The organism is Bradyrhizobium sp. CB1717 (assembly GCF_029714325.1).
Taxonomy (GTDB): domain Bacteria; phylum Pseudomonadota; class Alphaproteobacteria; order Rhizobiales; family Xanthobacteraceae; genus Bradyrhizobium.
In genome coordinates this window covers 6,918,990-6,942,849 of the sequence record NZ_CP121666.1, presented here as the reverse complement: position 1 = coordinate 6,942,849, position 23,860 = coordinate 6,918,990, and the positions used below count along the sequence as shown (strand labels likewise).

The window sequence follows — 23,860 nt, the reverse complement described above, 5'->3', positions numbered from 1 at the left end:
GCTACCTTCAGCGTCCCGCGGCGTAGCCCTGCATGCCGCGCGGATTGGCGGCGGCGCGGCGGCGTACCCCGACACGCGAGGCCGCGGTAAGGCGTCCCTCGGACCAATCGGGGCCGACCTCCACGATATGCCCGCGTTCGCGCAAATTCTCGATCGTCGCCTTCGGCACGCGGTTCTCGACCACGAGCACGCCTGGCCGCGCGGTGCGCGGCCAGAATGAGATCGGGAAATGCTCGGAATGCCAAGCCGGCGCGTCGATCGCCTCCTGGAGATTGAGATTGCAATGGACGTGGCGCAGGAAGAACTGCGTGATCCACTGATCCTGCTGGTCGCCGCCGGGCGAGCCCCAGGCGAGATAAGGCTCGCCGTCGCACAGCGCCATGGTCGGCGACAGCGTCGTGCGCGGCCGCTTGCCCGGCGCGAGCGAGCCCGGTTGGTTCTCCTCCAAATCGAACATTTGTGCGCGGCTGCCGAGGCAGAAGCCCAGCTCAGGGATGACAGGCGAGGATTGCAGCCAGCCCCCTGAAGGCGTCGAGGACACCATGTTGCCAGTCTTGTCGATGATGTCGAAGTGCACGGTGTCGCCGCGCACCTCGCCGAAGCGCCCCACGGTTGGTTCACCGGCGCCGAGCGCGCCAACGGCCTCGCGTTGGCCCTCAGCGCGGCGCAGCTTGACCACGCCGCCGAAGCCCTCGACCGCGCCGGGCCGGAGATCGAGCGAAGCCTTCTCGGTGACCAGCTTGCGGCGCTCGTCGTTATAGGCATCCGACAGCAGCGTCGCGATCGGGATCTCGCTGAATTTGGGATCGCCGTAGAATTTTTCGCGGTCGGCGAAGGCGAGCTTGGCGCATTCGATCTGGAGATGGATGAACTCGGGCCCGGTCGGGTCGAGCCCATCGAGCGCAAAGCCCTTCAGCAGCGCGAGCTGCTGCAGCGTCACCGGACCCTGGCTCCAGACGCCGGCCTTGCAGACGGTGTAGCGGCCGTAGTCGTAGGTCAGCGGCGCCTCGACCGTCGGCTGCCAGCGCGCCATGTCGTCGGCGGAGAGCACGCCGCGATGCGGCGAGCCGCTGACGTCCATCACTTCCTGGGTGCGGCAGAACCTGTCGATGGCTTCCGCGACGAAACCTTGCGACCAGGCTTTTCGCGCGCGCTCGATTTCGGCATCGCGGCCATCGCCACCGCTCTCGGCCTCGTTCAGAATCCGGGCGTAGGTCGCAGCCAGCGTCTTGTTGGTGAAGAGGATGCCGGGTTTCGGCACTTCACCGTTCGGAAGATAGACCGCGGCCGATGTCGGCCAGTGCTTGCGGAACAGCTGCTCGACGGTCTGGATGGTGGCGCAGGCGCGTTCGACCAGCGGATAGCCGTCGCGGGCGTAGGAGATCGCGGGTTCCAGCACGTCGCGCACGCGCATCGTGCCGTAGTCACGCAGCAGCATCATCCAGGATTCGAACGTGCCGGGGACGCAGGCGGCGAGCAGGCCGGTGCCGGGCACCATGTCGAGGCCTTCGCTCTTGTAATGCGCGATGGTGGCGCGGGCCGGAGCCGGGCCCTGGCCGCAGATCACTTCGGTGCGGCCGCGCTTGACGTCATGGACGATAATGGGGACGTCCCCGCCGGGGCCGTTCAGATGCGGCTCGACCACCTGGAGCGTGAAGGCGGTGGCGACGCCGGCGTCGAAGGCGTTGCCGCCCTTTTCGAGGATGGCCATGCCGACGGCGGTCGCGATCCAGTGCGTCGAGGCGACGACGCCGAACGTGCCCTCGATCTCGGGGCGCGTGGTGAAGGGATCGGGATTGACGTTGCTGGCCATCTTATTTCGCTACCTTGTTTCCGGCGCGCGCAATTGATCACAACCGGTGCTGGGATGCCAAATGCACAGACCGCATGGCACGCGCGCGTTAGGCCGGGACCGGCGCGGTGTTGACTGCATGGCAGGCAACCCCGTCGATCAGTTCCGGAGTTTCCTTGCGGCAGAGATCGAACGCCAGCGGACAGCGCGGATTGAAGGCGCAGCCGGGCGGCGGATTGATCGGGTTCGGGATCTCGCCCTTCACCGGAATGCGCTGGCGGCCGCTCATCGCGAGGTCAGGCACGGCCCCCAGCAGCATCTTGGTGTAGGGCATGCGTGGCCGGGAAAACAGCTCGCGTCCCTCCGCGATCTCGACGATACGGCCGAGATACATCACGCCGACGCGGCTCGCCATGTGGCGGACCACGGCGAGGTTGTGGCTGATGAACATGTAGGTCAGGCCGAACTTGTCCTGGAGGTCGCGCATCAGATTGAGGATCTGTGCCTGCACGGAGACGTCGAGCGCCGAGGTCGGCTCGTCGCAGACGATGAATTCGGCGTCGGATGCGAGCGCGCGCGCGATCGCGATGCGCTGGCGCTGGCCGCCGGAGAACTCGTGCGGAAATTTCAGCCGGTCGTCCGGATGCAGGCCGACGAGGCTGAGCAACTCGCCGACGCGGGCCTGGATCTCGCGCTCGCCCTGGATCAGGTCGAACGCGCGGATCGGCTCGGAGATGATGGCATCGACACGGAAGCGCGGATTCAGGCTCGCATAGGGGTCCTGGAAGATCATCTGGATGCGGCGGCGCAGCTTGCGCCGCGCCGGTGCCTGCCTCGGATCGCCCATCGAGACGCCGTCGATCAGCACGTCGCCGGAGCTCGGCGGCAGCAGGCCGACGACCATCCGCGCCACCGTGGTCTTGCCCGAGCCGGACTCGCCGACCAGCGCAAAGGTCTCGCCCTTCCTGATGTCGAAGGTAACCCCGTCGACAGCCTTGAGGTATTCGAGATGGCCGCCTTCGAGCACGCGGTTCAGCCAAGGTTTTGAGACGTCGAAGACGCGGCGCAGATTGGTGGCCTGGACGAAAGGCGTGCTCATGCCGCGCTCTCCGCCGGCACATTGTCGTAGAGATGGCAGGCGACCGATTGCGCGCCGCGCGGCAGCGGCTCCGGCCGCTCGACACGGCAACGGTCGAACGCGAAAGCGCAGCGCGGGTTGAACGAGCAGCCGCGCGGAATCGCCGACAGGCGTGGCATCGAGCCCGGGATCTGCACCAGGCGCTTGTCTTCGCCGGCAAGCGTCGGGATCGCGCCCATCAGGCCCTTGGCATAGGGATGCAGCGGGTTCTTCACGACGTCCTGCACCGGGCCGATCTCGGCGACGCGTCCGGCATACATCACCGCGACGCGGTCCGAGGTTTCCGCGATCACGCCCATGTCGTGGGTCACCAGCATCACGGCAGTGCCGTGATCGCGGCCGAGCCGCTTTATCAGCGAGATGATCTGGGCCTGCACGGAGACGTCGAGCGCGGTGGTCGGCTCGTCCGCGATGATCAGCTCCGGCTCGGCGCAGATCGCGAGCGCAATCACCACGCGCTGGCGCATGCCGCCGGAGAATTCGTGGGGATAGCCGTCGATGCGCTTCTCCGGCGCGGGAATGCCGACCTCGGCGAGCAGATCGATGGCGCGGCGGCGGGCGGCGGATTCGGAGAGATTGAGGTGGGTCCGGATCGTCTCGACGATCTGGTCGCCGACCTTGTACAGCGGATTGAGCGAGGTGAGGGGATCCTGGAAGATCATGCCGATGCGCTTGCCGCGGACGCGCCGCATCTCCTCCGGCGGCAGGTTGTCGATGCGCATTCCTGCGAGGCGGATCTCGCCGCCGGCAATACGGCCGGGCGGATCGATCAGGCCGATCACCGCGAGGCCGGTGACGGATTTGCCGGCGCCGGATTCGCCGACCACCCCGAGCACCTCGCCCTTGGCAATGTCGAAGGAGACGTCGTCGATGGCGCGCAGCGTGCCGCGGCGGGAGGCGAACTCGACCTGGAGATTACGCACGGAGAGAACGGGTTCGGTCATGGGCGAGGCGTACTCATCGAAGCTTCGGGTTGAGCGCATCGCGCAGCCAGTCGCCGAGCAGGTTGATCGACAGGATCAGCGCGGCCAGCGCGAGCCCGGGGAAGGCGACGATCCACCATTCGCCGGCGAACAGATAGTTGTTGCCGATGCGGATCAGCGTGCCGAGTGAGGGCATGGTGTCGGGCAGGCCGACGCCGAGGAAGGACAGCGTTGCTTCCGTGATGATGGCGAGCGCAAGGTTGATCGTGGCGATGACCAGGATCGGGCCCATCGTGTTCGGCAGCACGTGGCGCAGCATGATCTTCGGCGCGGGCAGGCCGATCAGCTGCGCGGCGGCGACGTAGTCCTTGTTCTTCTCGACCATCACGGAGCCGCGCACGGTCCGGGCATATCCGACCCAGAAGCTGAGGCCGATCGAGATCACCAGCACGAACAGCATGCTGGTGGCGTCCAGCCGGTTGCCGAGGATCGACTTTGCGATGCCGTTGACCAGCAGTGCGATCAGGATGGCGGGGAAGGTGAGCTGCACGTCGGCAATCCGCATGATGACGCCGTCGACGGCGCCGCCGAAATAGCCGGCGATGAGACCGAGCGCGATGCCGAGGGCGCCGGCGAAGATCACGCCGGCAACGCCCACGGCGAGCGAGATGCGCATGCCGTAGAGGATGGCGGAGAACACATCGCGGCCCTGCTCGTCGGTGCCGAGCAGGAACGGGCTCTGGCCGTCGGCGGTCCACAGCGGCGAGATCCGCGAATTGATCAACTGGAGCTGCGCCGGATCGAACGGGTTCTGCACCGCGAGCACGGATGCAAAGATCGCAAGCAGGAAGAACACGACCGTTATGGCGGCCGCAACCATGGTGAGCTTGGAGCGGCGGAACGAATAGAACACGTCGCTGTCGAGCGCGCGGCTGAACCAGCTGCGGGCGTGGGGCGGTTGCGCGCTCTTCCGATCGGAATTGGAGACGACTGCGTCGGACATGCAGGCTGCCTTACGTGGCGCGGCCGACTGTCGCGCGCAGGCGCGGGTCGACCACGGTGTAGAGGATATCGACCACCAGGTTGATGGTGACGAAGATCAGCGAAACCATCAGCAAATAGGCGGCCATGATCGGGATATCGACGTTTTGCACGGCCTGGACGAACAGAAGTCCCATGCCCGGCCACTGGAACACGGTTTCGGTGATGATTGAAAATGCAATAACCGAGCCAAACTGCAGTCCGGCCACGGTGATCACGGGAATGAGGGTGTTCTTCAGCGCATGGCCGAAATGGATCGCACGCGTGGTCAGCCCCCGCGCGCGGGCGAAACGGATATAGTCGGTCCGCAGCACCTCCAGCATCTCCGCGCGCACCAGCCGCATGATCAGGGTCATCTGGAACAGGCCGAGGGTGATCGAGGGCATGATCAGCGCCTTCAGGCCCGACAGCGTCAGCAGCCCCGTCGTCCACCAGCCGAGCTTCACCACCTCGCCGCGGCCGAACGAGGGCAGCCAGCCAAGCGTCACCGCGAACAGGTAGATCAGGAGGATGCCGATCAGGAAAGTCGGCAGCGAGATGCCGATCAGGGAGACCGCCTGGAATAATTTGGCGAGCACGGTGTCGCGCTTGAGGGCCGAATAGACGCCCATCAGGATGCCGAACACCATCGCAAACACGGTCGCGCAGATCGCCAGTTCCAGCGTCGCGGGCATGCGTTCGCTGAGCAGCGCCGAGACCGGCTGGCGGAACTGGTAGGAGACGCCGAACTTGAACTGCGCGGCATCGGCGAAATAGCGCATGAACTGCACCGGCACGGGATCGTCGAGTCCGAGCGACTTGCGCACGATCGCGCGCTCCGCCGCCGAAGTGTCGATCGAGACGATCTGGTTGACGGGGTCGCCGGCGAAACGGAACATCGAGAACGCGATGATGCCGACGGCGAACATGACGCCGATGGCCTGAACGGCGCGGCGAAGCGTGAAAGCGAGCATGCCTTCCACTTTCCTTGGGTGTGCGTACGGCCGACGTCCTTGTCAGCCGGAAAAGGAAAGGTCCCGGAAGCCTGACGCTGCCGGGACCTCGTGTTCAATTAACGCTATTCCTTCTTGGTCGCCCAGTGGAACATGACGAGATTGTCGGCGCGCTGCGGCAGGTTGACCTTCTTCGAAACGCCCCAGGCGAGAGCCTGCTGGTGCAGCGGGATGTAGGACCAGTCCTTGATGCCGATCTGGTAGGCCTCCTTGATCAGCTGGTTGCGTTTCTCGGCGTCGGTTTCGACCAGCACCTTGTCGGTGATGGCGTCGAACTCCTTGTTGCAGTAGCCGCCGAGATTGGCCTCGCCCCGCGAGGATTTCGCATCGTCGCGGCAGCCCATGATGTCGTAAAGCACGTTGTGGGAGTCCATCGTGCTCGGGGTCCAGCCCAGCAGATAGAACGAGGTCTGGTACCCGCCCTGCTTGAGCACCTTGGCGAAGTACTGCGCCTTCGGCTGCGCCAGCAGATTGATCTTGACGCCGATGCGGGCAAGCATGCCGACCACGGCCTGACAGATCGCGGCGTCGTTGACGTAGCGGTCGTTCGGGCAGTCCATGGTGACCTCGAAGCCGTCGGGGTAGCCGGCTTCGGTCAGCAGCTTCTTGGCGCCGTCAGGATCGAATTTCGGCCGCGTGAAGCTCTTGGACAGTGCGAACAGCTCCGGCGCGATCATCAGCGCCGACGGCGTCGACAGCCCGCGCATCACGCGCGTCTTGATCAGCTCGATGTCGATTGCCTTGTAGAAGGCTTCGCGGACACGGATGTCCTTGAACGGGTTCTTGCCCTTGATGTTGGAGTAGAGCAACTCGTCGCGCATCTGGTCGAAGCCGATGAAGATGGTGCGCAGCTCCGGCCCCTTCAGCACCTGGGCGTTCGGGCTGGAATCGACGCGAGAGATGTCCTGGATCGGCACCGGCTCGATGACGTCGACCTCGCCCGAGAGCAGCGCCGCGACGCGGGTGGCGTCGGAGGAGATCGGGGTGAAGATGATCTCCTTCAAATTACCTTCGACCTTGCCCCAGTAATTGGGATTGGCCTTGAACACCGTCTTCACACCGGGCTGATGGCTCTCGATGATGAAAGGACCGGTGCCGTTCTCGTGGAGCGAGGCGTAGCTCGGCGTGGTCGCCGCCACCGGGGTCGGATCGACGACGTTGTTCTCCTCGGCCCATTTCTTGTCCATGATGTACCAGACATCCCACGAGTTAAGCAGGATGGGATTGGGCGAGGGCAGCACGAAATCGACGGTGTAGTCGTCGACCTTGACGACCTTGACGTCCGGCGCAAGGCGGGTCTGCATGTTGGACCCCTTCTTGCGGACGCGATCGGCCGAGAACACCACGTCGTCGGCGGTGAAGGGATCGCCGTTGTGGAACTTCACGCCCTTGCGCAGATGGAAGCGCCAGCGGGTCGGCTCCGGAGTTTCCCAGCTTTCTGCCAGTGCCGGGATGATCTTGAGGTCCTTGTCGCGCGCGGTGAGGCCTTGATAGACGTGCCCGAGATGGGCGTGGGTGGTGCTCTCGTTGAGCGTATAGGGATCGAGCGACTTCAGGTCACCCTGGTTGGCATAACGTAGCGTCTGGCTCGACGCCGGCGAGACCGCCAACGCAAGCGTGCCGGCGAGCGTCGCCGCAAACAGACTTCGACCGATTGACATTCTTGACCCTCTCCACACTGCCACGCCGGTGATTTTTGATTGTTCGGCGGGGCTGACTGATCCATGTTGCCCAGAGTTCACGACCCGTGCAAGCGCCATTCCAGCAAGGAACGCGCCAAGTTGCACCGCTGTGCAGCAATGCTGCCCGGCAATCTAGGGGAGGCCGGCGCGCGAACGACATTCGACTTTCGACCTGTGAGGTCTCCGGAAGCAGCGACATGGGCCCTGCCGGCCGCCGGCATTTCAGTCGTCCGCTGCGGTCGCGGCCGGGCGATTTGATTGACCATACCCGTCGATTGCGGAAGCCGGTCCTAGCGGCTTCCCCTTAGGCCGCTTGCGTTGCACACCGTGTCGCGGTGATACTGCGAGCAGGCCGCTCGAATCTCATCCGGAGGGGACATGAAGGTTAACATCGAAATCGACTGCACCCCCCTCGAGGCCCGCCAGTTCTTCGGATTGCCCGACGTGGCGCCGATGCAGACGGCGGTGATGGACAAGCTGCAGCAGCAAGTCCTCAGCAATATCGAGAAGGTCTCGCCGGAATCGCTGATCCAGAGCTGGTTCACCTTCGATCCCAAGATTGCCGAGCGGTTTCAGGACATGTTCGTCACCATGGCTGGTCTCGGTAGCCCGCGCAGCAGCGACAAGAAGAAATAGTGCAGTCCGGGCGGGACGGAGCGCAGGATCCAGGCCGGCTTCGTCCGCCGGCTCTCGGCCTGCTGCTGGCCGAAGCCCGTGGACTGTTCGAGTTCAACGCGAGCCTGCTGCTTTCGCCGCTGCTGATGCGTGCGCCCAAAGGCGACGGCCATCCTGTGCTGGCGCTGCCGGGCTTTCTCGCCAGCGATCTTTCGATGGCGCCGCTGCGGCGCTATCTCAGTGAGCTCGGCTATGAGGCACATGCCTGGAGGATGGGCCGCAATCTCGGCGGGCTGGAGCGGATGCGGGAGGCATTGCGCACGCGTCTCGCCGAAATCCATGCTGCGACCGGGCGCAAGGTCAGCCTGGTCGGATGGAGTCTCGGCGGCGTCTATGCCCGCGATCTCGCGCTTCGGGCGCCCGACATGGTTCGCTACGTCGTCACGCTCGGCAGCCCTTTTGCCAACGACGTGCGCGCGACCAACGCCACGCGGCTCTATGAGGCGCTGTCCGGCGAGCGGGTCGAGGATTTCGCGGAAGCGCGCGAAGCGATCGCCGGCGAACTGCCGGTGCCGGCGACGTCGATCTATTCGCGCGCCGACGGTGTCGTGAACTGGCGGACGTGCCTGTTGCATCCCTCCGACCGTGCCGAGAATATCGAGGTGCACCTGGCGAGCCACATCGGGCTCGGCGTGAACCCCGCGGTGCTGTGGGCCGTGGCGGACCGCCTGGCGCAACCGGAGGGAGAGTTCTGGCCATTTGACCGGGTGGGGCCCTTTGCCATTGCATATGCCCCGCCGGAGCGGGCAGTATCGGCCTGACGAGAAGCGCCGCCAAGGCGCCCGTCGATTATTCGGGAGGGAACTATGGCTGACGGTAAGAAGCTGTCGTCGCTGGACGCGTCGTTTCTGTATCTGGAAACGCCGGAGATGCCGATGCATGTCGGAAGCATGGCGATCTTCCGCCTGCCCGACGACTACAAGGGCGACTTCTTCGAAGACTTCAAGGCGATGATCGTCTCGCGCCTGCACATCGCGCCGATCCTGAAGGCGCGGCTGGAGAAGGCGCCGCTCGACATCGACCATCCCTCCTGGGTCGAGGACGACCAGTTCGACATCGACCGTCACATCTTCCGCGCCAGCCTGCCGCAGCCGCGCGACCGCGCCACGCTCGAACGCATCGTCGGCTGGATGCATGCCAAGCTCTTGAACCGCGCCCGCCCGCTCTGGGAGTTCTACGTGTTCGAGGGCATGAAGGACAACGAGGTCGGGCTCTATTCCAAGATGCACCATGCCGCGATCGACGGCGGCGCCGGCGCGGCGCTGACCAACATGATCTACGACATCTCGCCGATCCCGCGGAAGGTCGAGCCGCCGACGGGAGGCACCAAGCCCGGCCAGGAGCCGCGCGACATCGCGGCGAACCTGCTCGATTCCTACCAGCAGCTGTTCAGCCAGCCGCTCGATGCTTCGCAAGCGGCGAAGAACCTGCAGCTGCCGCGCACGGGCAAGAGCGACATCGGCTCGATCCTGTTCGACAACGCGATGTACCAGATCGAGAGCGCGGTGCGCTTCGCCGGCAACATCCCGACCGTGCTCAAGAGCGTGTCCGACGTGCTCGGCAAGGTCGCCGATCCGAAGTCGCGCGAAAGCCTTGCCAGCATGGTGTCGCCGCCGACCATGCTCAACAAGACGATCTCGTCGGAGCGCAGCTTTGCCGGCGTGTCGATCTCGCTGTCGCGGGCGAAGGCGCTGGCCAAGCAGGCCGGCGGCAAGCTCAACGACGTCGTGCTGGCACTCGCCTCCGGCGTGGTCCGGCGTTACCTCCAACAATATGGCACCCTGCCGACGAAATCCCTGACCGCCGCGGTGCCGATCTCGCTGCGCGAGGAAGGCAACACCGAGGCCAACAACCAGGTGTTCGGCATGATCTGCGCGATCGCGACCAACATCGAGGATCCCAAGGCGCGGCTGGAGGCGATCATCGCGCAATCGACCAAGTCCAAGGAGATGTCGCATCCCTTGCGCGCCTTGATGCCGCAGGTCTCCAACATCTCGATGCTGGGCGCGCCGATCATGGTGCAGATCCTGGCGCTGCTCTACAGCCGCTCGAACCTCTCGGATGTGCTGCCGCCGGCCGCCAATATCACCGTCTCCAACGTGCCGGGGCCGCGGCAGACGCTCTACGCCGCCGGCGCCGAGCTCTTGCACATCTTCCCGGTGTCGATCTCGACGCACGGGCAGGCGCTCAACATCACCGTGCAGAGCTATCGCGACCAGCTCGATTTCGGCTTCATCGTCGGCGCCAACATCATTCCGCACGTGCAGGTGATGTGCGACATGCTGCCCGAGGAGTTTGCCGCGTTGGAGGCGGCCTACATGCCGCCGTCGGCGGACATCAAGGGTGCTGCCGAGTAGGAGTGTTGCAATGATTGAAATGCCGCCGCTCAAGTTCGCGCAGACGAACGGAATCCGCATGGGCTATTACGAAGCGGGCCCGGCCGACGACAAGCCGCCGGTGGTTCTGTGCCACGGCTGGCCCGAGCTTGCTTTCTCCTGGCGCCATCAGATCAAGGCACTGAGCGAAGCCGGCATCCGCGTGATCGCGCCGGACCAGCGCGGCTATGGCGCGACCGACCGGCCCGAGCCGGTCGAGGACTACGACATGGAGCATCTGACCGGCGATCTCGTCGGCCTGCTCGATCATCTCAACATCGACAAGGCGATCTTCGTCGGCCACGACTGGGGCGGCTTCATCGTCTGGCAGATGCCGCTGCGCCACCCCACGCGCGTCGCCGGCGTCGTCGGCGTCAACACCCCGCATTGGGACCGCGCGCCGATCGACCCGATCGCGCTGTTCCGCCAGCGTTTTGGCGACCAGATGTATATCGTCCAGTTCCAGGATCCCGCGCGCGGACCGGACAAGATCTTCAGCAGCCGTGTCGAGCAGACCTTCGATGCCTTCATGCGCAAGCCGGCCGCGCGCCCTCCGGGTGCGCCCGAGGAACAGCCGATTGCCGGCATTGGTGCTTCGCCCCGCATCAACCTGGCATTCCCGCAGATGATCGCGAATTACGACGCCAGACATGATCCGCGCACGCCGATCCTGTCGGCGGAGGAGAAGAAGCTGTTCGTCGACACCTTCACGAAGACAGGCTTCACGGGCGGCATCAACTGGTATCGCAATTTCACCCGCAATTGGGAGCGCTCGAAGGGACTGGATCATCACATCCACGTGCCGTCATTGATGATCATGGCCGAGAACGATGCGGTGCTGCCGCCGTCTGCGGCCGACGGCATGGAAAAGCTCATCGCCGACCTCGAGAAGTACCTGGTGAAGGACAGCGGCCATTGGACGCAGCAGGAGAAGCCGGAAGAGGTCAGCGCCAAGCTCATCGAATGGCGTAGAAGGCGGTTTGGCTAGCTCGTCATTGCGAGCGAAGCGAAGCAATCCAGGAATGCGTCCGCGGAGACACTCTGGATTGCTTCGTCGCAAGGGCTCCTCGCAATGACGACGTTGAATATCGAGGCAGGGGGAAGCGCATTTAATGTCGTCATCCAAGAACCGACTGGACCCGATCCCGCAGCCGCCGACCAAGCCGGTGGTCGGCAATATGCTGTCGCTGGATTCGGCGGCGCCCGTGCAGCACCTGACGCGGCTCGCCAAGGAGCTCGGTCCGATCTTCTGGCTCGACATGATGGGCTCGCCGATCGTCGTCGTCTCCGGCCACGATCTCGTCGACGAGCTCTCCGACGAGAAGCGTTTCGACAAGACGGTGCGCGGCGCGCTCAGGCGCGTGCGTGCGGTCGGTGGCGACGGCCTGTTCACCGCGGATACCCGGGAGCCGAACTGGAGCAAGGCGCACAACATCCTGCTGCAGCCGTTCGGCAACCGCGCCATGCAGTCCTATCACCCGAGTATGGTCGATATCGCCGAGCAGCTCGTTCAGAAATGGGAGCGGCTCAACGCCGACGACGAGATTGACGTCGTCCATGACATGACGGCGTTGACGCTGGATACGATCGGCCTGTGCGGCTTCGACTATCGCTTCAACTCGTTCTACCGGCGCGACTACCATCCCTTCGTCGAATCGCTGGTGCGTTCGCTCGAAACCATCATGATGACGCGCGGCCTGCCGTTCGAGCAGCTTTGGATGCAGAAGCGCCGCAAGACGCTCGCCGAAGACGTCGCCTTCATGAACAGGATGGTGGACGAGATCATTGCCGAGCGCCGCAAGAGCGCGGAGGGGATCGACGACAAGAAGGACATGCTCGCCGCGATGATGACCGGCGTTGACCGTTCAACCGGCGAGCAGCTCGACGACGTCAACATCCGCTACCAGATCAACACGTTCCTGATCGCGGGCCACGAGACCACCAGCGGCCTGTTGTCCTACACGCTGTATGCACTGCTCAAGCACCCGGACCTTCTCAAGAAGGCCTATGACGAGGTCGACCGCGTCTTCGGCCCCGACGTCAATGCGAAGCCGACCTACCAGCAGGTGACGCAGCTCACCTACATCACGCAGATCCTCAAAGAAGCGCTGCGGTTGTGGCCGCCCGCGCCGGCCTATGGCATCTCGCCGCTGCAGGACGAGACCATCGGCGGCGGCAAGTACAAGCTCAGGAAGGGCACATTCGTCACCATCCTGGTGACGGCGCTGCATCGTGACCCCAGTGTTTGGGGTCCCAACCCCGACGCCTTCGATCCCGAGAATTTCAGCCGCGAGGCGGAAGCAAAACGGCCGATCAATGCCTGGAAGCCGTTCGGCAACGGCCAGCGCGCCTGCATCGGCCGGGGCTTTGCCATGCACGAGGCCGCGCTTGCGCTCGGCATGATCCTGCAGCGCTTCAAGCTGATCGATCACCAGCGCTACCAGATGCACCTGAAGGAAACGCTGACGATGAAGCCGGAGGGCTTCAAGATCAAGGTGCGTCCGCGCGCCGATCGCGAGCGCGGCGCCTACGGCGGTCCTGTCGCGGCGGCTGCGACGCCGAAGACGCAGCGTCAGCCCACCACGCGGCCCGGCCACAACACGCCGATGCTGGTGCTCTACGGCTCCAATCTCGGCACCGCGGAGGAACTCGCAACGCGCATGGCGGACCTCGCGGAGATCAACGGCTTTGCCGTGCATCTCGGGCCGCTCGACGACTATGTCGGCAAGCTACCGCAGGAGGGTGGCGTGCTGATCATCTGCGCCTCCTATAACGGCGCGCCGCCGGACAATGCGACGCAGTTCGTCAAATGGCTTGGCGACGACCTGCCGAAGGAGGCCTTTGCCGGCGTGCGCTACGCCGTGTTCGGCTGTGGCAACAGCGATTGGGCGGCGACCTATCAATCGGTGCCGCGCTTCATCGACGAGCAATTGTCGAAGCATGGCGCCCGCGCGGTCTATCCGCGCGGCGAGGGCGACGCGCGCAGCGATCTCGACGGCCAGTTCCAGAAATGGTTCCCGGCGGCGGCCCAGGTCGCCACCAAGGAATTCGGCATCGACTGGAATTTCACCCGCACGGCGGAGGACGATCCGCTCTATGCGATCGAGCCGGTCGCGGTCACTGCCGTTAACACCATCGTCGCCCAGGGCGGCGCGGTGGCGATGAAGGTGCTCGTCAACGACGAGCTCCAGAACAAGAGCGGCCCCACTCCCTCGGAGCGTTCGACGCGTCATATCGAGGTGCAATTGCCGGCCAATGTCGGCTACCGGGTGGGCGACCATTTGAGCGTCGTCCCGCGCAACGATCCGACGCTTGTGGACTCAGTCGCTCGGCGCTTCGGCTTCCTGCCGGCCGACCAGATCAGGCTTCAGGTCGCAGAAGGCCGCCGTGCGCAATTGCCGGTCGGCGAGGCGGTGTCGGTTGGCCGCCTGCTCAGCGAGTTCGTCGAACTGCAGCAGGTCGCGACCCGCAAGCAGATCCAGATCATGGCCGATCACACCCGCTGCCCGGTCACCAAGCCGAAGCTGCTGGGTTTCGTCGGCGAGGAGCCTGAAACGCTCGAACGGTACCGCACCGAGATTTTGTCCAGGCGCAAATCCGTGTTCGACCTGCTGCTGGAATATCCGGCCTGCGAATTGCCGTTCCACGCTTATCTGGAAATGCTCTCGCTGCTGGCGCCGCGCTATTACTCGATATCGTCCTCGCCGTCGGTCGACCCGGCGCGATGTAGCGTCACGGTCGGCGTGGTCGCAGGGCCGGCCGCGTCCGGCCGCGGTGTCTACAAAGGCATCTGCTCGAACTATCTCGCCAATCGCCGCGCGGGCGATACCATCTACGCCACCGTGCGCGAGACCAAGGCGGGCTTCCGGCTCCCGGATGATCCATCGGTGCCGATCATCATGATCGGTCCCGGCACGGGACTTGCGCCGTTCCGCGGCTTCCTCCAGGAGCGCGCGGCGCGCAAGGCGAAGGGGACCACGCTCGGTCCGGCCATGCTGTTCTTCGGCTGCCGCCATCCCGATCAGGATTTTCTCTACGCGGACGAGCTGAAAGCACTGGCGGGCGCCGGCATTGCCGAGCTCTTCACGGCGTTCTCGCGCGCGGACGGACCGAAGACCTATGTGCAGCACGTGCTCGCCGCGCAGAAGGACCGGCTGTGGCCGCTGATCGAGCGGGGCGCGATCATCTATGTCTGCGGCGATGGTGGAAAAATGGAGCCCGACGTGAAGGCCGCGCTCGTCGCGATCCATGGCGAGAAGAGTGGCAGCGATGCCACTGCCAGCGCGCGCTGGATCGAGGAGATGGGGACGAAGAACCGCTATGTGCTCGACGTCTGGGCCGGCGGGTGATCGAGGCGCGCTCCCGTGGCCGGATGGCGCGCAGCGAAATCCGGGGCGGTCTTTCCTCACGAAGGCGTTTCCCGGATTGCGCTTCGCTCCATCCAGGCTACGAGCCAAATCGTGCTAAAGCTCGCGCATGATTCCCTGGGAAAAGATCGACACCGCCAAAATCCCCGGCTCCGACGAAGAGCTCCGCCTGATGCGGCGGGGCAAGGAGTTCTCGATCAAGCTCGGCACCAACGAGCTGATGAACAGCCGGTTGTCGGGCTCGGAAGCGGCGCTGGCGACGCTCGCGGCAAAGCAGATCGAGAAGATCGCAAAACCCGTCATCCTCATCGGCGGCCTCGGCATGGGCTTTACGCTGCGCGCGGCGCTGGCCGTGCTCGGAGCCAAGGCGAAGATCGTGGTCTCCGAGTTGGTCCCGTCGGTCGTCGCCTGGGCGCGAGGGCCGATGGCCGAGGTCTTCGGCGACAGCCTCGATGATGCCAGGGTCAGCATCCGCGAAATCGATGTCGGCGAAATCATCCGGGCACAGCGGTCGGCGTTCGACGCCATTCTGCTTGACGTCGACAACGGGCCGGAGGGGCTGACCCGGAAGGGCAATGATGCGCTCTATAATGCGAGCGGGTTGGCGGCCGCGAAGGCGGCGCTGCGACCGGGAGGCGTGCTCGCTGTCTGGTCGTCAGGACCGAACCCGGCATTCACCAGGCGCCTTCGGACCGCCGGCTTCGATGTGAACGAAGTCAACGTCCGGGCCACCGGAAGGGGCGGCGGCGCGCGCCATGTGATCTGGATGGCAAGGAAGAGCTAGATGGCTGTTCTGTAGCCCGGATGGGCGTAGCGCAATCCGGGACAGTCGATCCGGGGAAGGTGGTCCCGGATTACGCTGCGCTCCATCCGGGCTACGCGGCTAGAACATCGTGTTGCCGTTCGCCGGATTTTCAGGAATCTCCTGAACGACGTCCCAGTGCTCGACGATCTTGCCGTTCTCCAGCTTGAAGATGTCGACGATCGCGCGGCCCCTGGTGCCGGGCTCGCGAACGGAGTGGACGTGCAGGATGACGTAATCGCCGTCCACGAAGCTGCGCTTGATCTCGCTGTGCGAGTTCGGAAATTTTTCACGGAGGAAGCCGATGAACTTCCGGAAGCCGTCCGGACCGTCCGCCGCATTTGGATTGTGCTGCACATAGCGGTTGCCGATATAGGCGATGGCTGCATCGGCGTCCTTCTGGTTGAGGCCCTTCTCGTAGAAGGCGAGCACGGCGGTGCGATTGGCTTCTTCCTGCGCGCTGCCGGCGATTGCGGCGCCGTTTCCGAGAACCAGCACGAGAATGGAAGCCGCAATCATGGCGACGGGGCGGACGATGGGATGCATGTGAGCTCCGAGAGGCCGCAGCCTCTTTTGTGATCGAGGGAGGCCTCTATAGCTTTCGTGCCGGCTTCCGTTAAGACAGTCACCGGCAGCTCACATGGTCACCGCGGAGAGACCGCCCGCGAGTCTACGCCGCCCGCACTGCTGAGCCATGCGCGTGCTTGTCGATGGCGCCGATGATCTCCGGCCAGAAGCGCATCGGCAGCGCGTGGCCCATGCCCGGGATCATCAACAGCTTTGCGTTCGGAATTGACGCCGCCGTGTCCTTGCCGCCTTCGGGATGGACCAGCGGATCGACGGTGCCGTGAATGACGAGCGTCGGCGCCGTCACGGCGTGCAGCCGCTCCTTGCGGCTGCCGGAGGCAAGCACGGCGCGGAGCTGGCGGCCGACGCCGGCCGGATTGAGCCCGCGCGCGAACACGCGCTCGGCACGGTCAGGATCGAGCGCTTCCTCTTCCGGAAACGACCCGGCGCGCAGCACTTTCCAGGTCTGGCCAAAGCGGACCATGAACTCCTCCTTGCTGCGTGGCGGCGGTGCCATCAGCATCGCCGCGGCCTCACGTGTCGGCGGCGGTATGCGCGGATTGCCCGTGGTCGACATGATCGAGGTCAGCGAGCGCACGCGCTGCGGAAACGACAGCGTCACCTCCTGCGCGATCATGCCGCCCATGGATGCCCCGACCAGATGCGCCGATTTGATTCCGAGCGCATCCATCAGGCCGACCGTGTCCTTGGCCATGTCGATCAGCTTGTAGGTCGCGGCCACGGGAATCCGCAGGAAGCGCAGCTTCAGCAGCTCGAGCGGCGTCAGCCGCTTGCCGCCGGTGAGATGGCTCGACTTGCCGATGTCGCGATTGTCGAAGCGGATCACGCGGAAGCCGTGCGTGGCGAGCTGCTCGCAGAACGCATCGTCCCAATGGATCATCTGCGCGCCCAGACCCATGATGAGCAGCAGCGGCTCGGCGTTGTCGTTCCCGAAGATCTCGTAACAGACGTCGATGCCGTTGGCGCGGACGGTCTGGGGCGGCTGATGGGCGGTCACGGGTCCCTCCTGCTGATCGCTGCTGTATCGCACGGTTTGCCGCCGCAAAGAAGTGCATGCGCGACGACGCGTCCGCCGCTTGCCGGTTGACCGGCCCCGCGCAACGGTGTGGTATGGCGAAAAAGAAGGGCATCGCAGCTCTCGATACCAGGAGGACGCCGATGACCGACAAGACCAATGACCCGGTCGCCATGTGGCAGAAGATGATGGGTGAGATGGAGAAGGGGTTCAATTCCTTCGCCAACCAGGCCATGTCGTCGCCAGAGTTTTCTCAAGCGCTGAACCGAGCGGGCGGCGTTGCTGCAGGTGCTCAGAAGCAGCTCGGCGAGCTCATGGAGAAATATCTCGTCACGATGAATCTGCCGAGCCGGGAGCAGGTGACGGCGCTCGCGGAACGGCTGCAATCCATTGAAGGCCAGATCGGCGAGATGAAGTCGATACTGAGCCAAATCGCGGCTAGTTCCGGAATCTCGCAAAGCTTCGATGCTGCGCCGCGGCCGCCGCGGACGAAGCGCCCGCCCTCCGAAAACGGAGGACAGACATGAACGCGCCGGCGGCACTTGATTTCGCGTCCATCCCGGAGCGCATCCAGTCCGAAGTGCAGCGCGCGATCCAGCGCAGCATCAAGGGCGTCGAATATTTCTCGACCTCGGGCCCTTCGCTCGGCTCGACGCCGAAGGACGTGCTGCATTCGCGCGGCACCATGAGCCTCTACCACTATCGTCCGATGTCGGACGAGATCTACCGTGTGCCGGTGCTGATCGTGATGGCGACCACCAACCGCGGCTACATCCTCGACCTCGTGCCCGGCCAGAGCTTCATCGAGTTCCTGCTGAAGCGCGGCTACGATGTCTACATGCTCGACTGGAGCGCGCCGCGGCCGGAGGAGAAGAGCCTGCGGATGGAGGACTATGTCCTCGACTTCATCCCGGATTGCGTCCGCCGCGTGCAGCAGGATTCGGGCGAGAAGGACGTCTCCGTCATCGGCTATTGCTTCGGCGGCGTGCTGTCGCTGCTCTACGGCTCGATCCACAAGGACGGGCCGATGAAGAACCTGATCTGCTTCACCACGCCGATCGATTTCCGCGAGATGAAGCTGTTCTCGAATTTCTCCGACCGCCGCTATTTCGACGTCGACCACCTCGTCGACAGCGTCGGCAACGTGCCGCCGGAGATGATCCTGTCCTCGTTCGAGATGCTGCGGCCGGCCTCGCGCACGGTGAGCCAGATCCAGCTCTGGGAAAACATCTGGAACGACGAGTTCGTGAAGTCGTACCGGATGTTCGACCGCTGGGCGACCGACACGCTGCCGCTGGCGGGCGAATATTTCCGCACCATCACCAAGGACCTGATGTGGGACAACAAGCTGTTCAACGACACCATGTCGGTCGGCGGCCGGGTGGCGAAGCTCGAAGACATCAAGGTGCCGATCCTGCATGCGGTCGCCGAGCACGACCACATCGTGCCCTATGACGCCGCCAAGCACCTGATCGCGAAGATCGGCTCGGCGGACAAGGAAGAGGTGATGCTGAAGGGCGGTCACGTCTCGCTGGTCGCCGGCGCCAACGCGGTGAAGCGGCTGTGGCCGAAACTGGATTCCTGGCTGGGGAAGAGATCGACATGAGCGAGCAGCGTTCCTATCCGCGCCACGTCAAGACCGACGCCGGCGATATCGAGATCCGCCTGATGTCGCCGGCCGACGAGGCCGCCGTGCTGGCGTTCGGCAAGGGCCTCCCGACCCACGACCTGTTGTTCCTGCCGCGCAACATCAGCGAGCCCAAGGTGCTGTCGGCCTGGGTCAAGGAGATCGAGCGGGGTGCGATCACGAGCCTGCTCGCGGTCAGGGACGGCAAGGTCGTCGGCTGCGGCACGCTGGTGCGCGATCCTCACTCCTGGTCGCCCCATGTCGGCGAGATCCGGATGGTGATCTCGCCCGAGGTCCGCGGCCAGGGGGTGGGCAAGGCGCTGTCGCAGGAGACCTTTGCCCTCGCGCTCGGGGCTGGCCTGGAAAAGCTCTCGGTTCAGATGACCGTGGACCAGCAGGCGGCGATTGCCCTGTTCGAGAGTCTCGGCTTCAAGGCCGAAGCGCTGCTGCGGGATCATGTCCGGGACGTCGACGGCAAGACCCACGACATCGTCGTGCTCGGCCACAACATCGCGCAGGTCCAGGCCCAGATGGAGGCCTATGGGCTGCCAGGCGCGGTCCAGCACTGAGGCGGCCGCCCAGCATTAGGTCCAAATCGGGCCGATCGCGGGGCCAATTGGCCAGGGAGGCATCAGGCTGCCTCTCGTTAAGGCTGTTCACGGTTTCGTGATATCGCAGTGCAATACGAATATTGCATCGCACAATTAACCGTGTCATATAAGCCGTGCCCCGGGCCAATGCGGACGGGGTGAGCCCATAGCTCAGACCAATGAGGATGGAGAGAACCCCATGACCACTGAAACCAACACCGCTTTCGAGGGCTTCAAGGACGCTTTCAAGAACATCCAGAACCTGGAAGTTCCCGAGGCCGCCCGCGAATTCGTCAAGAAGACTGCCAACACCGCCAAGGACCGTGCTGCCGAGGCTTTCGCTGGCTCCGAGCGCGTGACCGCCGCCGTCGAGAACGCGGTGACCGAGTCCGTCGCTGAGGCCGGCAAGATCAGCCGCAACATCCAGCAGGCGATCTACGAGGACGCCGAGGCGTTCTTCTCGGGCATCGACAAGCTCGCGTCCGCCAAGTCGGTCAGCGAAGCCGTCGAGATCCAGTCGAGCCTGCTCCGCACCCGTGGCGAAGTGTTCGTCTCGCGCGCCAAGGCGACCGCCGACTATCTCGGCAAGCTCGCCGCCAACGGTGCGAAGTCCGCTCAGGACAACTTCGCCAAGGTCTACAACAAGACCGCCTGATCTGGTGCCCTGAGTAGAAACTGAATTTGAGGCCCGCTTCGGCGGGCCTTTTGTTTTTTGTTTTGCGCCGCCGTCATTGCGAGGAGCCCGCGACAAAATTGCGGAGCAATCTTGCGCTGGCGACGAAGCAATCCAGAGTCTTTCCACGGAGGCAGACTGGTTTGCTTCGCTTCGCTCGCAATGACGAGTACTGTGATCCAGTCATGAACGCACCCGCCACCTTCTCATTCGACACCCCCGGCGATGCCGAACGTGCGGCCGAGCTGCGCCGCGTGAAAGCGCTGGCGACGCTGGTGCTGGCCTCGACGTTTCTGCTCTTCATCGTCGCGAAATGGCTGCTGCCCGTGCATCCCGTGTTCGGCTTCATTGCAGCCTTCGCGGAAGCCGCGACCATCGGCGGGCTCGCCGACTGGTATGCGGTGGTCGCGCTGTTCAAGCGTCCGCTCGGCCTGCCGATCCCGCACACCGCGATCATCCAGAGCAACCAGGCCCGCATCGCCGACAAGCTCGGCGAGTTCATCCAGGTGCATTTCCTCGAGGCCGGTCCCGTCGAGGCCAAGCTGAATGAGATCGATTTCGGCTCGTTCGTTGCTGACTGGCTGCGCGACCGCAAGCGCAGCGATGACCTTGCGCGCTTCGCGCTGCGTCTGTTGCCGGAGGCGGTGTCCGCGACGGAAAGCTCCGGCCTGATGACCTTCATCATCCGCCGCATGTCCTCGCAGCTCCAGGCGATCGACCTCGCCCCGCTCGCGGCCGGCACGCTGCGCGGCTTCGTTGCGGAGGGGCGGCACCAGATCCTGTTCGACGATCTCCTGCGCGTGATGCACGAGACGCTGAACCAGAAAGAGACGATGGCGATGATCCGCGAGAAGGTGCGCGCGGAGTTGCCGACCCTGCTCAATCTCTATCGCGCCGACAAGTTTCTGGTGAACAAGATCGTCGCCTCCGCCACCGCTTTCTTCAACGAGGTGCGCAGCGATCCCAAGCATCCGTTCCGCGGCGAGTTCGACCGCATGGTGCTGAACTTCGTCGACCGGCTCGGCACCGATCAGGCTTATATCGACCGCATCGACGGCTTGAAACGCGACCTGCTGGCGCGGCCGGAGCTTGCCGATCTCGCCCGCACCGTCTGGGCCAACACGCGCGCCTTCATCGAGCGCAGCGCGAGCGGCGAGACGCAGGTGCTGCAGCATCATCTCGCCGGCATGTTCGTCTCGGCGGGCGAGGCGCTCGCCGGCGATGCCGAACTGCGGGGCGAGATCAACAAGGGCCTGGTGACCGTGCTGCGCAGCTTCGTCGCCGATCAGAAGAGCGGCGTCTCCACCTTCATCTCCGACCAGGTCAAGGCGTGGAATATGACGCAGCTGATTTCGCTGATCGAAATCAACATCGGGCGCGACCTGCAATACATCCGCTTCAACGGGTCGTTGATCGGCGGGCTCGCCGGGCTCGCGCTCTACTCCGTAGAATCCCTGCTCCGCTGGTTGTGACTTTTGCGTCACGACCGTTAGCATTAACGCGCGGGCCTATTGTCGTCCCGCGTCTCTCCCGCTTGAATGTCGGGAACCGGCCGCCTAGCTGATTCATGTTGCGCTGCGGAACGTTCGCGAAGCCGGCGTATTGGAATTCATGCCCATTTGCCGGCATCGCAGCCGGCGCCTTCTCAGGGGAAATCTTGATGACCGCTACTGCCCAGACGCTGCGTCCGCCGTCCCGTACTTTGATGTTTCTGGAAGGGCGCGCGATCCACGAGTTCGGCGCGTTCCTCGGCGCACTGCCGCTGCTGAGCCTCGCGCCGCGCGGCGACGGGCATCCGGTGCTGGTGCTGCCGGGCCTCGTGGCGTCCGACGCCTCCACACGCGCGCTGCGCTCGTTCCTGACCAGCAAGGGTTATGCGGTGAGCGGCTGGCGCCAGGGCCGCAATTACGGCCTGCGCCCGGGCGTGCAGCACGCGATGGTGGATCTGGTTCAGGAGCTTAGCGACACCCACGGCCGCAAGATCAGCCTGGTCGGCTGGAGCCTCGGCGGCCTCTACGCGCGCCAGCTCGCCAAGATGATGCCCGAGCGTGTGCGCCAGGTCATCACGCTCGGCAGCCCGTTCGCGGGCGATCACCGTTCGACCAATGCCTGGCGGGTTTATGAATGGGCGAGCGGCCGCAAGGCCGATGAGGTCGATCCACGCTTCGGCGGCGAGCTTGCCGTCCCGCCGCCGGTGCCAACCACCGCCATCTTCAGCCGCACCGACGGCGTCTGCGCCTGGCAGGGCTGCATGGAGAAGTCGGGCGCGCAGACCGAGAGCATCGAGATCGAGAGCAGCCATTGCGGCATGGGCCATCATCCCGCCGCGGTCTACGCAGTCGCCGATCGCCTTGCGCAGAAGGAAGGCCAGTGGCGCCCCTTCGACCGCAGCGGCTGGCGCAGCCTGGCCTATCCCGATCCACACAGGTGATCTTCTTCGCCTCTCCCCGCCTGCGGGGAGAGGCCGACACGCGCCGAGCGATGCGGAGCATCGTCCGAAGCTTGGCGGGTGAGGGGGAGTCTCCGCGAGCCCATCTACCAATGAGTCTGCCGATGCAGCCCCTCACCCCAGCCCTCTCCCCGTAAGGACGGGGAGAGGGAGAGCAAGAGCGTCGCTCCCGTCCATTGTCGCACCTGCACTAAACGCGCTATGCCTCGCGCATGGCGCATCTGCTCTCCCGCATCATCGACCAGCTCAAGCGCGAACCGTCGCGCACCGGCTCCATCGTCATCACCGTGTTCGGCGATGCCATCGTGCCGCGCGGCGGCTCCGTGTGGCTGGGGACGCTGCTGGAATTTTTCGAGAGCCTGGACATCGATAGCGGTGTCGTTCGCACCGCGATGTCGCGCCTTGCAGCCGACGGCTGGCTGACACGCGAAAAGGTCGGTCGCAACAGTTTTTATCGTCTTGCCGACAAGGGACGCCAGACCTTCGAGGCTGCCACGCGCCACATCTACGATCCGCCGCCATCGGGTTGGACCGGGCGCTTCGAGCTGCTGCTGATCGGCAATGGCGAGGACCGCGACGCCTCGCGCGAAGCGCTGCGCAATGCCGGCTTCGGCAGTCCATTGCCGGGTGTGTGGGTCGCACCGTCAGGCGTGCCGGTGCCGGATGAGGCTGCTGGCGCGATCCGTCTCGAAGTTTCTGCGGAGGACGACAGCGGCCGCCGCCTGCTCAGCGCGAGCTGGCCGCTTGAGCGCACTGCGGACGCCTATCTAAAATTCATGAAGACGTTCGAGCCGCTACGCGCCGCTCTCGCGCGCGGCACGGATCTGTCCGAAGCCGACGCCTTCACCGCGCGCATCCTGCTGATCCACTACTATCGCCGCGTCGTGCTGCGCGATCCGCTGCTGCCCGAAAGCCTGCTGCCAGCGGATTGGCCGGGCAGGGCGGCCCGCGCGCTCTGCGGCGAAATCTATCGCGCGCTGCTTGCGCCGTCCGAGCAATGGCTTGATGGCCATGGAACCAATGAAAAGGGGGCGCTGCCGCCGGCGTGGAAGCTGTTGGAACGGAGATTTGGCACCTGATTTTTATGTTACAGAAATATCTTGCATGACATAATTTTTGTTATATATTGCC

21 protein-coding genes are annotated in these 23,860 nt (G+C 64.7%); 13 read left to right on the top strand and 8 right to left on the bottom strand.

The window, feature by feature from the left end:
* Positions 1-7: 7 nt before the first annotated feature.
* The 6 genes from QA649_RS32440 to QA649_RS32415 form a co-directional block, all read right to left on the bottom strand.
* A complete protein-coding gene (locus QA649_RS32440; protein ID WP_283020777.1) occupies positions 8-1,813 on the bottom strand; it encodes a gamma-glutamyltransferase family protein in 1,806 nt (601 codons plus the stop codon).
* A gap of 88 nt (positions 1,814-1,901) precedes the next feature.
* Entirely contained in the window at positions 1,902-2,891 is a 990-nt protein-coding gene (locus tag QA649_RS32435; RefSeq protein WP_283020776.1) for an oligopeptide/dipeptide ABC transporter ATP-binding protein, read from the bottom strand.
* The gene (locus tag QA649_RS32430) at positions 2,888-3,874 is read right to left on the bottom strand and encodes an ABC transporter ATP-binding protein (protein WP_283020775.1); all 987 of its coding nucleotides are present in this window, start codon (positions 3,872-3,874) and stop codon (positions 2,888-2,890) included. The genes QA649_RS32435 and QA649_RS32430 overlap by 4 nt, the downstream gene beginning before the upstream one ends.
* Positions 3,875-3,887: 13 nt before the next feature.
* Positions 3,888-4,856: an ABC transporter permease gene (locus QA649_RS32425; protein ID WP_283020774.1), complete on the bottom strand. Its 969-nt coding sequence runs from the start codon at positions 4,854-4,856 to the stop codon at positions 3,888-3,890.
* A gap of 10 nt (positions 4,857-4,866) precedes the next feature.
* Complete coding sequence (locus QA649_RS32420; protein WP_283020773.1) at positions 4,867-5,847, bottom strand: ABC transporter permease; 981 nt, start codon at positions 5,845-5,847, stop codon at positions 4,867-4,869.
* A gap of 104 nt (positions 5,848-5,951) precedes the next feature.
* Positions 5,952-7,547, bottom strand: a complete 1,596-nt coding sequence (locus QA649_RS32415) for an ABC transporter substrate-binding protein (RefSeq protein WP_283020772.1) — start codon at positions 7,545-7,547, stop codon at positions 5,952-5,954.
* Positions 7,548-7,946: 399 nt separating this feature from the next.
* On the opposite strand from QA649_RS32415, the gene QA649_RS32410 reads away from it, so the two are divergent.
* The 6 genes from QA649_RS32410 (at position 7,947) to QA649_RS32385 (ending at position 15,769) form a co-directional block, all read left to right on the top strand.
* A complete protein-coding gene (locus QA649_RS32410; RefSeq protein WP_018648137.1) occupies positions 7,947-8,204 on the top strand; it encodes a DUF6489 family protein in 258 nt (85 codons plus the stop codon).
* Positions 8,204-9,004, top strand: a complete 801-nt coding sequence (locus QA649_RS32405; RefSeq protein WP_283020771.1) for an alpha/beta hydrolase — start codon at positions 8,204-8,206, stop codon at positions 9,002-9,004. The genes QA649_RS32410 and QA649_RS32405 overlap by 1 nt, the downstream gene beginning before the upstream one ends.
* A 45-nt stretch (positions 9,005-9,049) precedes the next feature.
* On the top strand, positions 9,050-10,600 hold the full coding sequence (locus QA649_RS32400) for a wax ester/triacylglycerol synthase family O-acyltransferase (RefSeq protein WP_283020770.1): 1,551 nt from the start codon (positions 9,050-9,052) through the stop codon (positions 10,598-10,600).
* Between the two features lie 10 nt (positions 10,601-10,610).
* Entirely contained in the window at positions 10,611-11,606 is a 996-nt protein-coding gene (locus tag QA649_RS32395; protein ID WP_283020769.1) for an alpha/beta hydrolase, read from the top strand.
* Positions 11,607-11,730: 124 nt separating this feature from the next.
* Positions 11,731-14,967 (top strand): cytochrome P450, encoded by a 3,237-nt coding sequence (locus QA649_RS32390; protein WP_283020768.1) that lies wholly within the window; start codon positions 11,731-11,733, stop codon positions 14,965-14,967.
* 127 nt (positions 14,968-15,094) lie between these two features.
* Positions 15,095-15,769 carry a spermidine synthase gene (locus tag QA649_RS32385; RefSeq protein ID WP_283020767.1) on the top strand — a complete coding sequence of 225 codons (675 nt, stop codon included), beginning with the start codon at positions 15,095-15,097 and terminating at the stop codon, positions 15,767-15,769.
* A 99-nt stretch (positions 15,770-15,868) separates the two neighbouring features.
* On the opposite strand, the gene QA649_RS32380 is transcribed toward QA649_RS32385, so the two are convergent.
* Together QA649_RS32380 and QA649_RS32375 are read right to left on the bottom strand one after the other, a co-directional pair.
* Positions 15,869-16,333: a nuclear transport factor 2 family protein gene (locus QA649_RS32380; protein ID WP_283020766.1), complete on the bottom strand. Its 465-nt coding sequence runs from the start codon at positions 16,331-16,333 to the stop codon at positions 15,869-15,871.
* A 124-nt stretch (positions 16,334-16,457) separates the two neighbouring features.
* Positions 16,458-17,372, bottom strand: a complete 915-nt coding sequence (locus QA649_RS32375; protein WP_283020765.1) for an alpha/beta hydrolase — start codon at positions 17,370-17,372, stop codon at positions 16,458-16,460.
* Positions 17,373-17,533: 161 nt separating this feature from the next.
* Here QA649_RS32375 and QA649_RS32370 point away from each other — a divergent pair, with 161 nt between their 5' ends.
* The 7 genes from QA649_RS32370 (at position 17,534) to paaX (ending at position 23,808) form a co-directional block, all read left to right on the top strand.
* Positions 17,534-17,917, top strand: a complete 384-nt coding sequence (locus QA649_RS32370; RefSeq protein WP_283020764.1) for a hypothetical protein — start codon at positions 17,534-17,536, stop codon at positions 17,915-17,917.
* Positions 17,914-18,996 carry an alpha/beta fold hydrolase gene (locus QA649_RS32365; protein WP_283020763.1) on the top strand — a complete coding sequence of 361 codons (1,083 nt, stop codon included), beginning with the start codon at positions 17,914-17,916 and terminating at the stop codon, positions 18,994-18,996. The genes QA649_RS32370 and QA649_RS32365 overlap by 4 nt, the downstream gene beginning before the upstream one ends.
* Positions 18,993-19,586, top strand: coding sequence for a GNAT family N-acetyltransferase (locus tag QA649_RS32360; RefSeq protein ID WP_026312831.1), 594 nt, complete (start codon positions 18,993-18,995; stop codon positions 19,584-19,586). The genes QA649_RS32365 and QA649_RS32360 overlap by 4 nt, the downstream gene beginning before the upstream one ends.
* Before the next feature lie 220 nt (positions 19,587-19,806).
* A complete protein-coding gene (locus QA649_RS32355) occupies positions 19,807-20,262 on the top strand; it encodes a phasin (protein ID WP_283020762.1) in 456 nt (151 codons plus the stop codon).
* A 203-nt stretch (positions 20,263-20,465) separates the two neighbouring features.
* Entirely contained in the window at positions 20,466-21,752 is a 1,287-nt protein-coding gene (locus tag QA649_RS32350) for a DUF445 domain-containing protein (protein WP_283020761.1), read from the top strand.
* A 188-nt stretch (positions 21,753-21,940) separates the two neighbouring features.
* Entirely contained in the window at positions 21,941-22,711 is a 771-nt protein-coding gene (locus QA649_RS32345) for an alpha/beta hydrolase (protein WP_283020760.1), read from the top strand.
* Between the two features lie 230 nt (positions 22,712-22,941).
* Positions 22,942-23,808 carry a phenylacetic acid degradation operon negative regulatory protein PaaX gene (gene paaX, locus QA649_RS32340; protein WP_283020759.1) on the top strand — a complete coding sequence of 289 codons (867 nt, stop codon included), beginning with the start codon at positions 22,942-22,944 and terminating at the stop codon, positions 23,806-23,808.
* The last annotated feature ends 52 nt before the right edge of the window (positions 23,809-23,860 follow it).

Bases quoted from the DNA above. Each gene is read 5' to 3' on its own strand.
- QA649_RS32410 (WP_018648137.1), top strand. From the start codon at position 7,947: ATGAAGGTTAACATCGAAATCGACTGCACCCCCCTCGAGGCCCGCCAG.
- QA649_RS32395 (WP_283020769.1), top strand. From the start codon at position 10,611: ATGATTGAAATGCCGCCGCTCAAGTTCGCGCAGACGAACGGAATCCGC.
- QA649_RS32390 (WP_283020768.1), top strand. From the start codon at position 11,731: ATGTCGTCATCCAAGAACCGACTGGACCCGATCCCGCAGCCGCCGACC.
- QA649_RS32440 (WP_283020777.1), bottom strand. From the start codon at position 1,813: ATGGCCAGCAACGTCAATCCCGATCCCTTCACCACGCGCCCCGAGATC.
- QA649_RS32415 (WP_283020772.1), bottom strand. From the start codon at position 7,547: ATGTCAATCGGTCGAAGTCTGTTTGCGGCGACGCTCGCCGGCACGCTT.
- QA649_RS32365 (WP_283020763.1), top strand. From the start codon at position 17,914: ATGAACGCGCCGGCGGCACTTGATTTCGCGTCCATCCCGGAGCGCATC.
- paaX (WP_283020759.1), top strand. From the start codon at position 22,942: ATGGCGCATCTGCTCTCCCGCATCATCGACCAGCTCAAGCGCGAACCG.
- QA649_RS32380 (WP_283020766.1), bottom strand. From the start codon at position 16,333: ATGCATCCCATCGTCCGCCCCGTCGCCATGATTGCGGCTTCCATTCTC.
- QA649_RS32360 (WP_026312831.1), top strand. From the start codon at position 18,993: ATGAGCGAGCAGCGTTCCTATCCGCGCCACGTCAAGACCGACGCCGGC.
- QA649_RS32430 (WP_283020775.1), bottom strand. From the start codon at position 3,874: ATGACCGAACCCGTTCTCTCCGTGCGTAATCTCCAGGTCGAGTTCGCC.
- QA649_RS32435 (WP_283020776.1), bottom strand. From the start codon at position 2,891: ATGAGCACGCCTTTCGTCCAGGCCACCAATCTGCGCCGCGTCTTCGAC.
- QA649_RS32425 (WP_283020774.1), bottom strand. From the start codon at position 4,856: ATGTCCGACGCAGTCGTCTCCAATTCCGATCGGAAGAGCGCGCAACCG.
- QA649_RS32420 (WP_283020773.1), bottom strand. From the start codon at position 5,847: ATGCTCGCTTTCACGCTTCGCCGCGCCGTTCAGGCCATCGGCGTCATG.
- QA649_RS32400 (WP_283020770.1), top strand. From the start codon at position 9,050: ATGGCTGACGGTAAGAAGCTGTCGTCGCTGGACGCGTCGTTTCTGTAT.
- QA649_RS32350 (WP_283020761.1), top strand. From the start codon at position 20,466: ATGAACGCACCCGCCACCTTCTCATTCGACACCCCCGGCGATGCCGAA.
- QA649_RS32370 (WP_283020764.1), top strand. From the start codon at position 17,534: ATGACCGACAAGACCAATGACCCGGTCGCCATGTGGCAGAAGATGATG.
- QA649_RS32385 (WP_283020767.1), top strand. From the start codon at position 15,095: ATGATTCCCTGGGAAAAGATCGACACCGCCAAAATCCCCGGCTCCGAC.
- QA649_RS32355 (WP_283020762.1), top strand. From the start codon at position 19,807: ATGACCACTGAAACCAACACCGCTTTCGAGGGCTTCAAGGACGCTTTC.
- QA649_RS32345 (WP_283020760.1), top strand. From the start codon at position 21,941: ATGACCGCTACTGCCCAGACGCTGCGTCCGCCGTCCCGTACTTTGATG.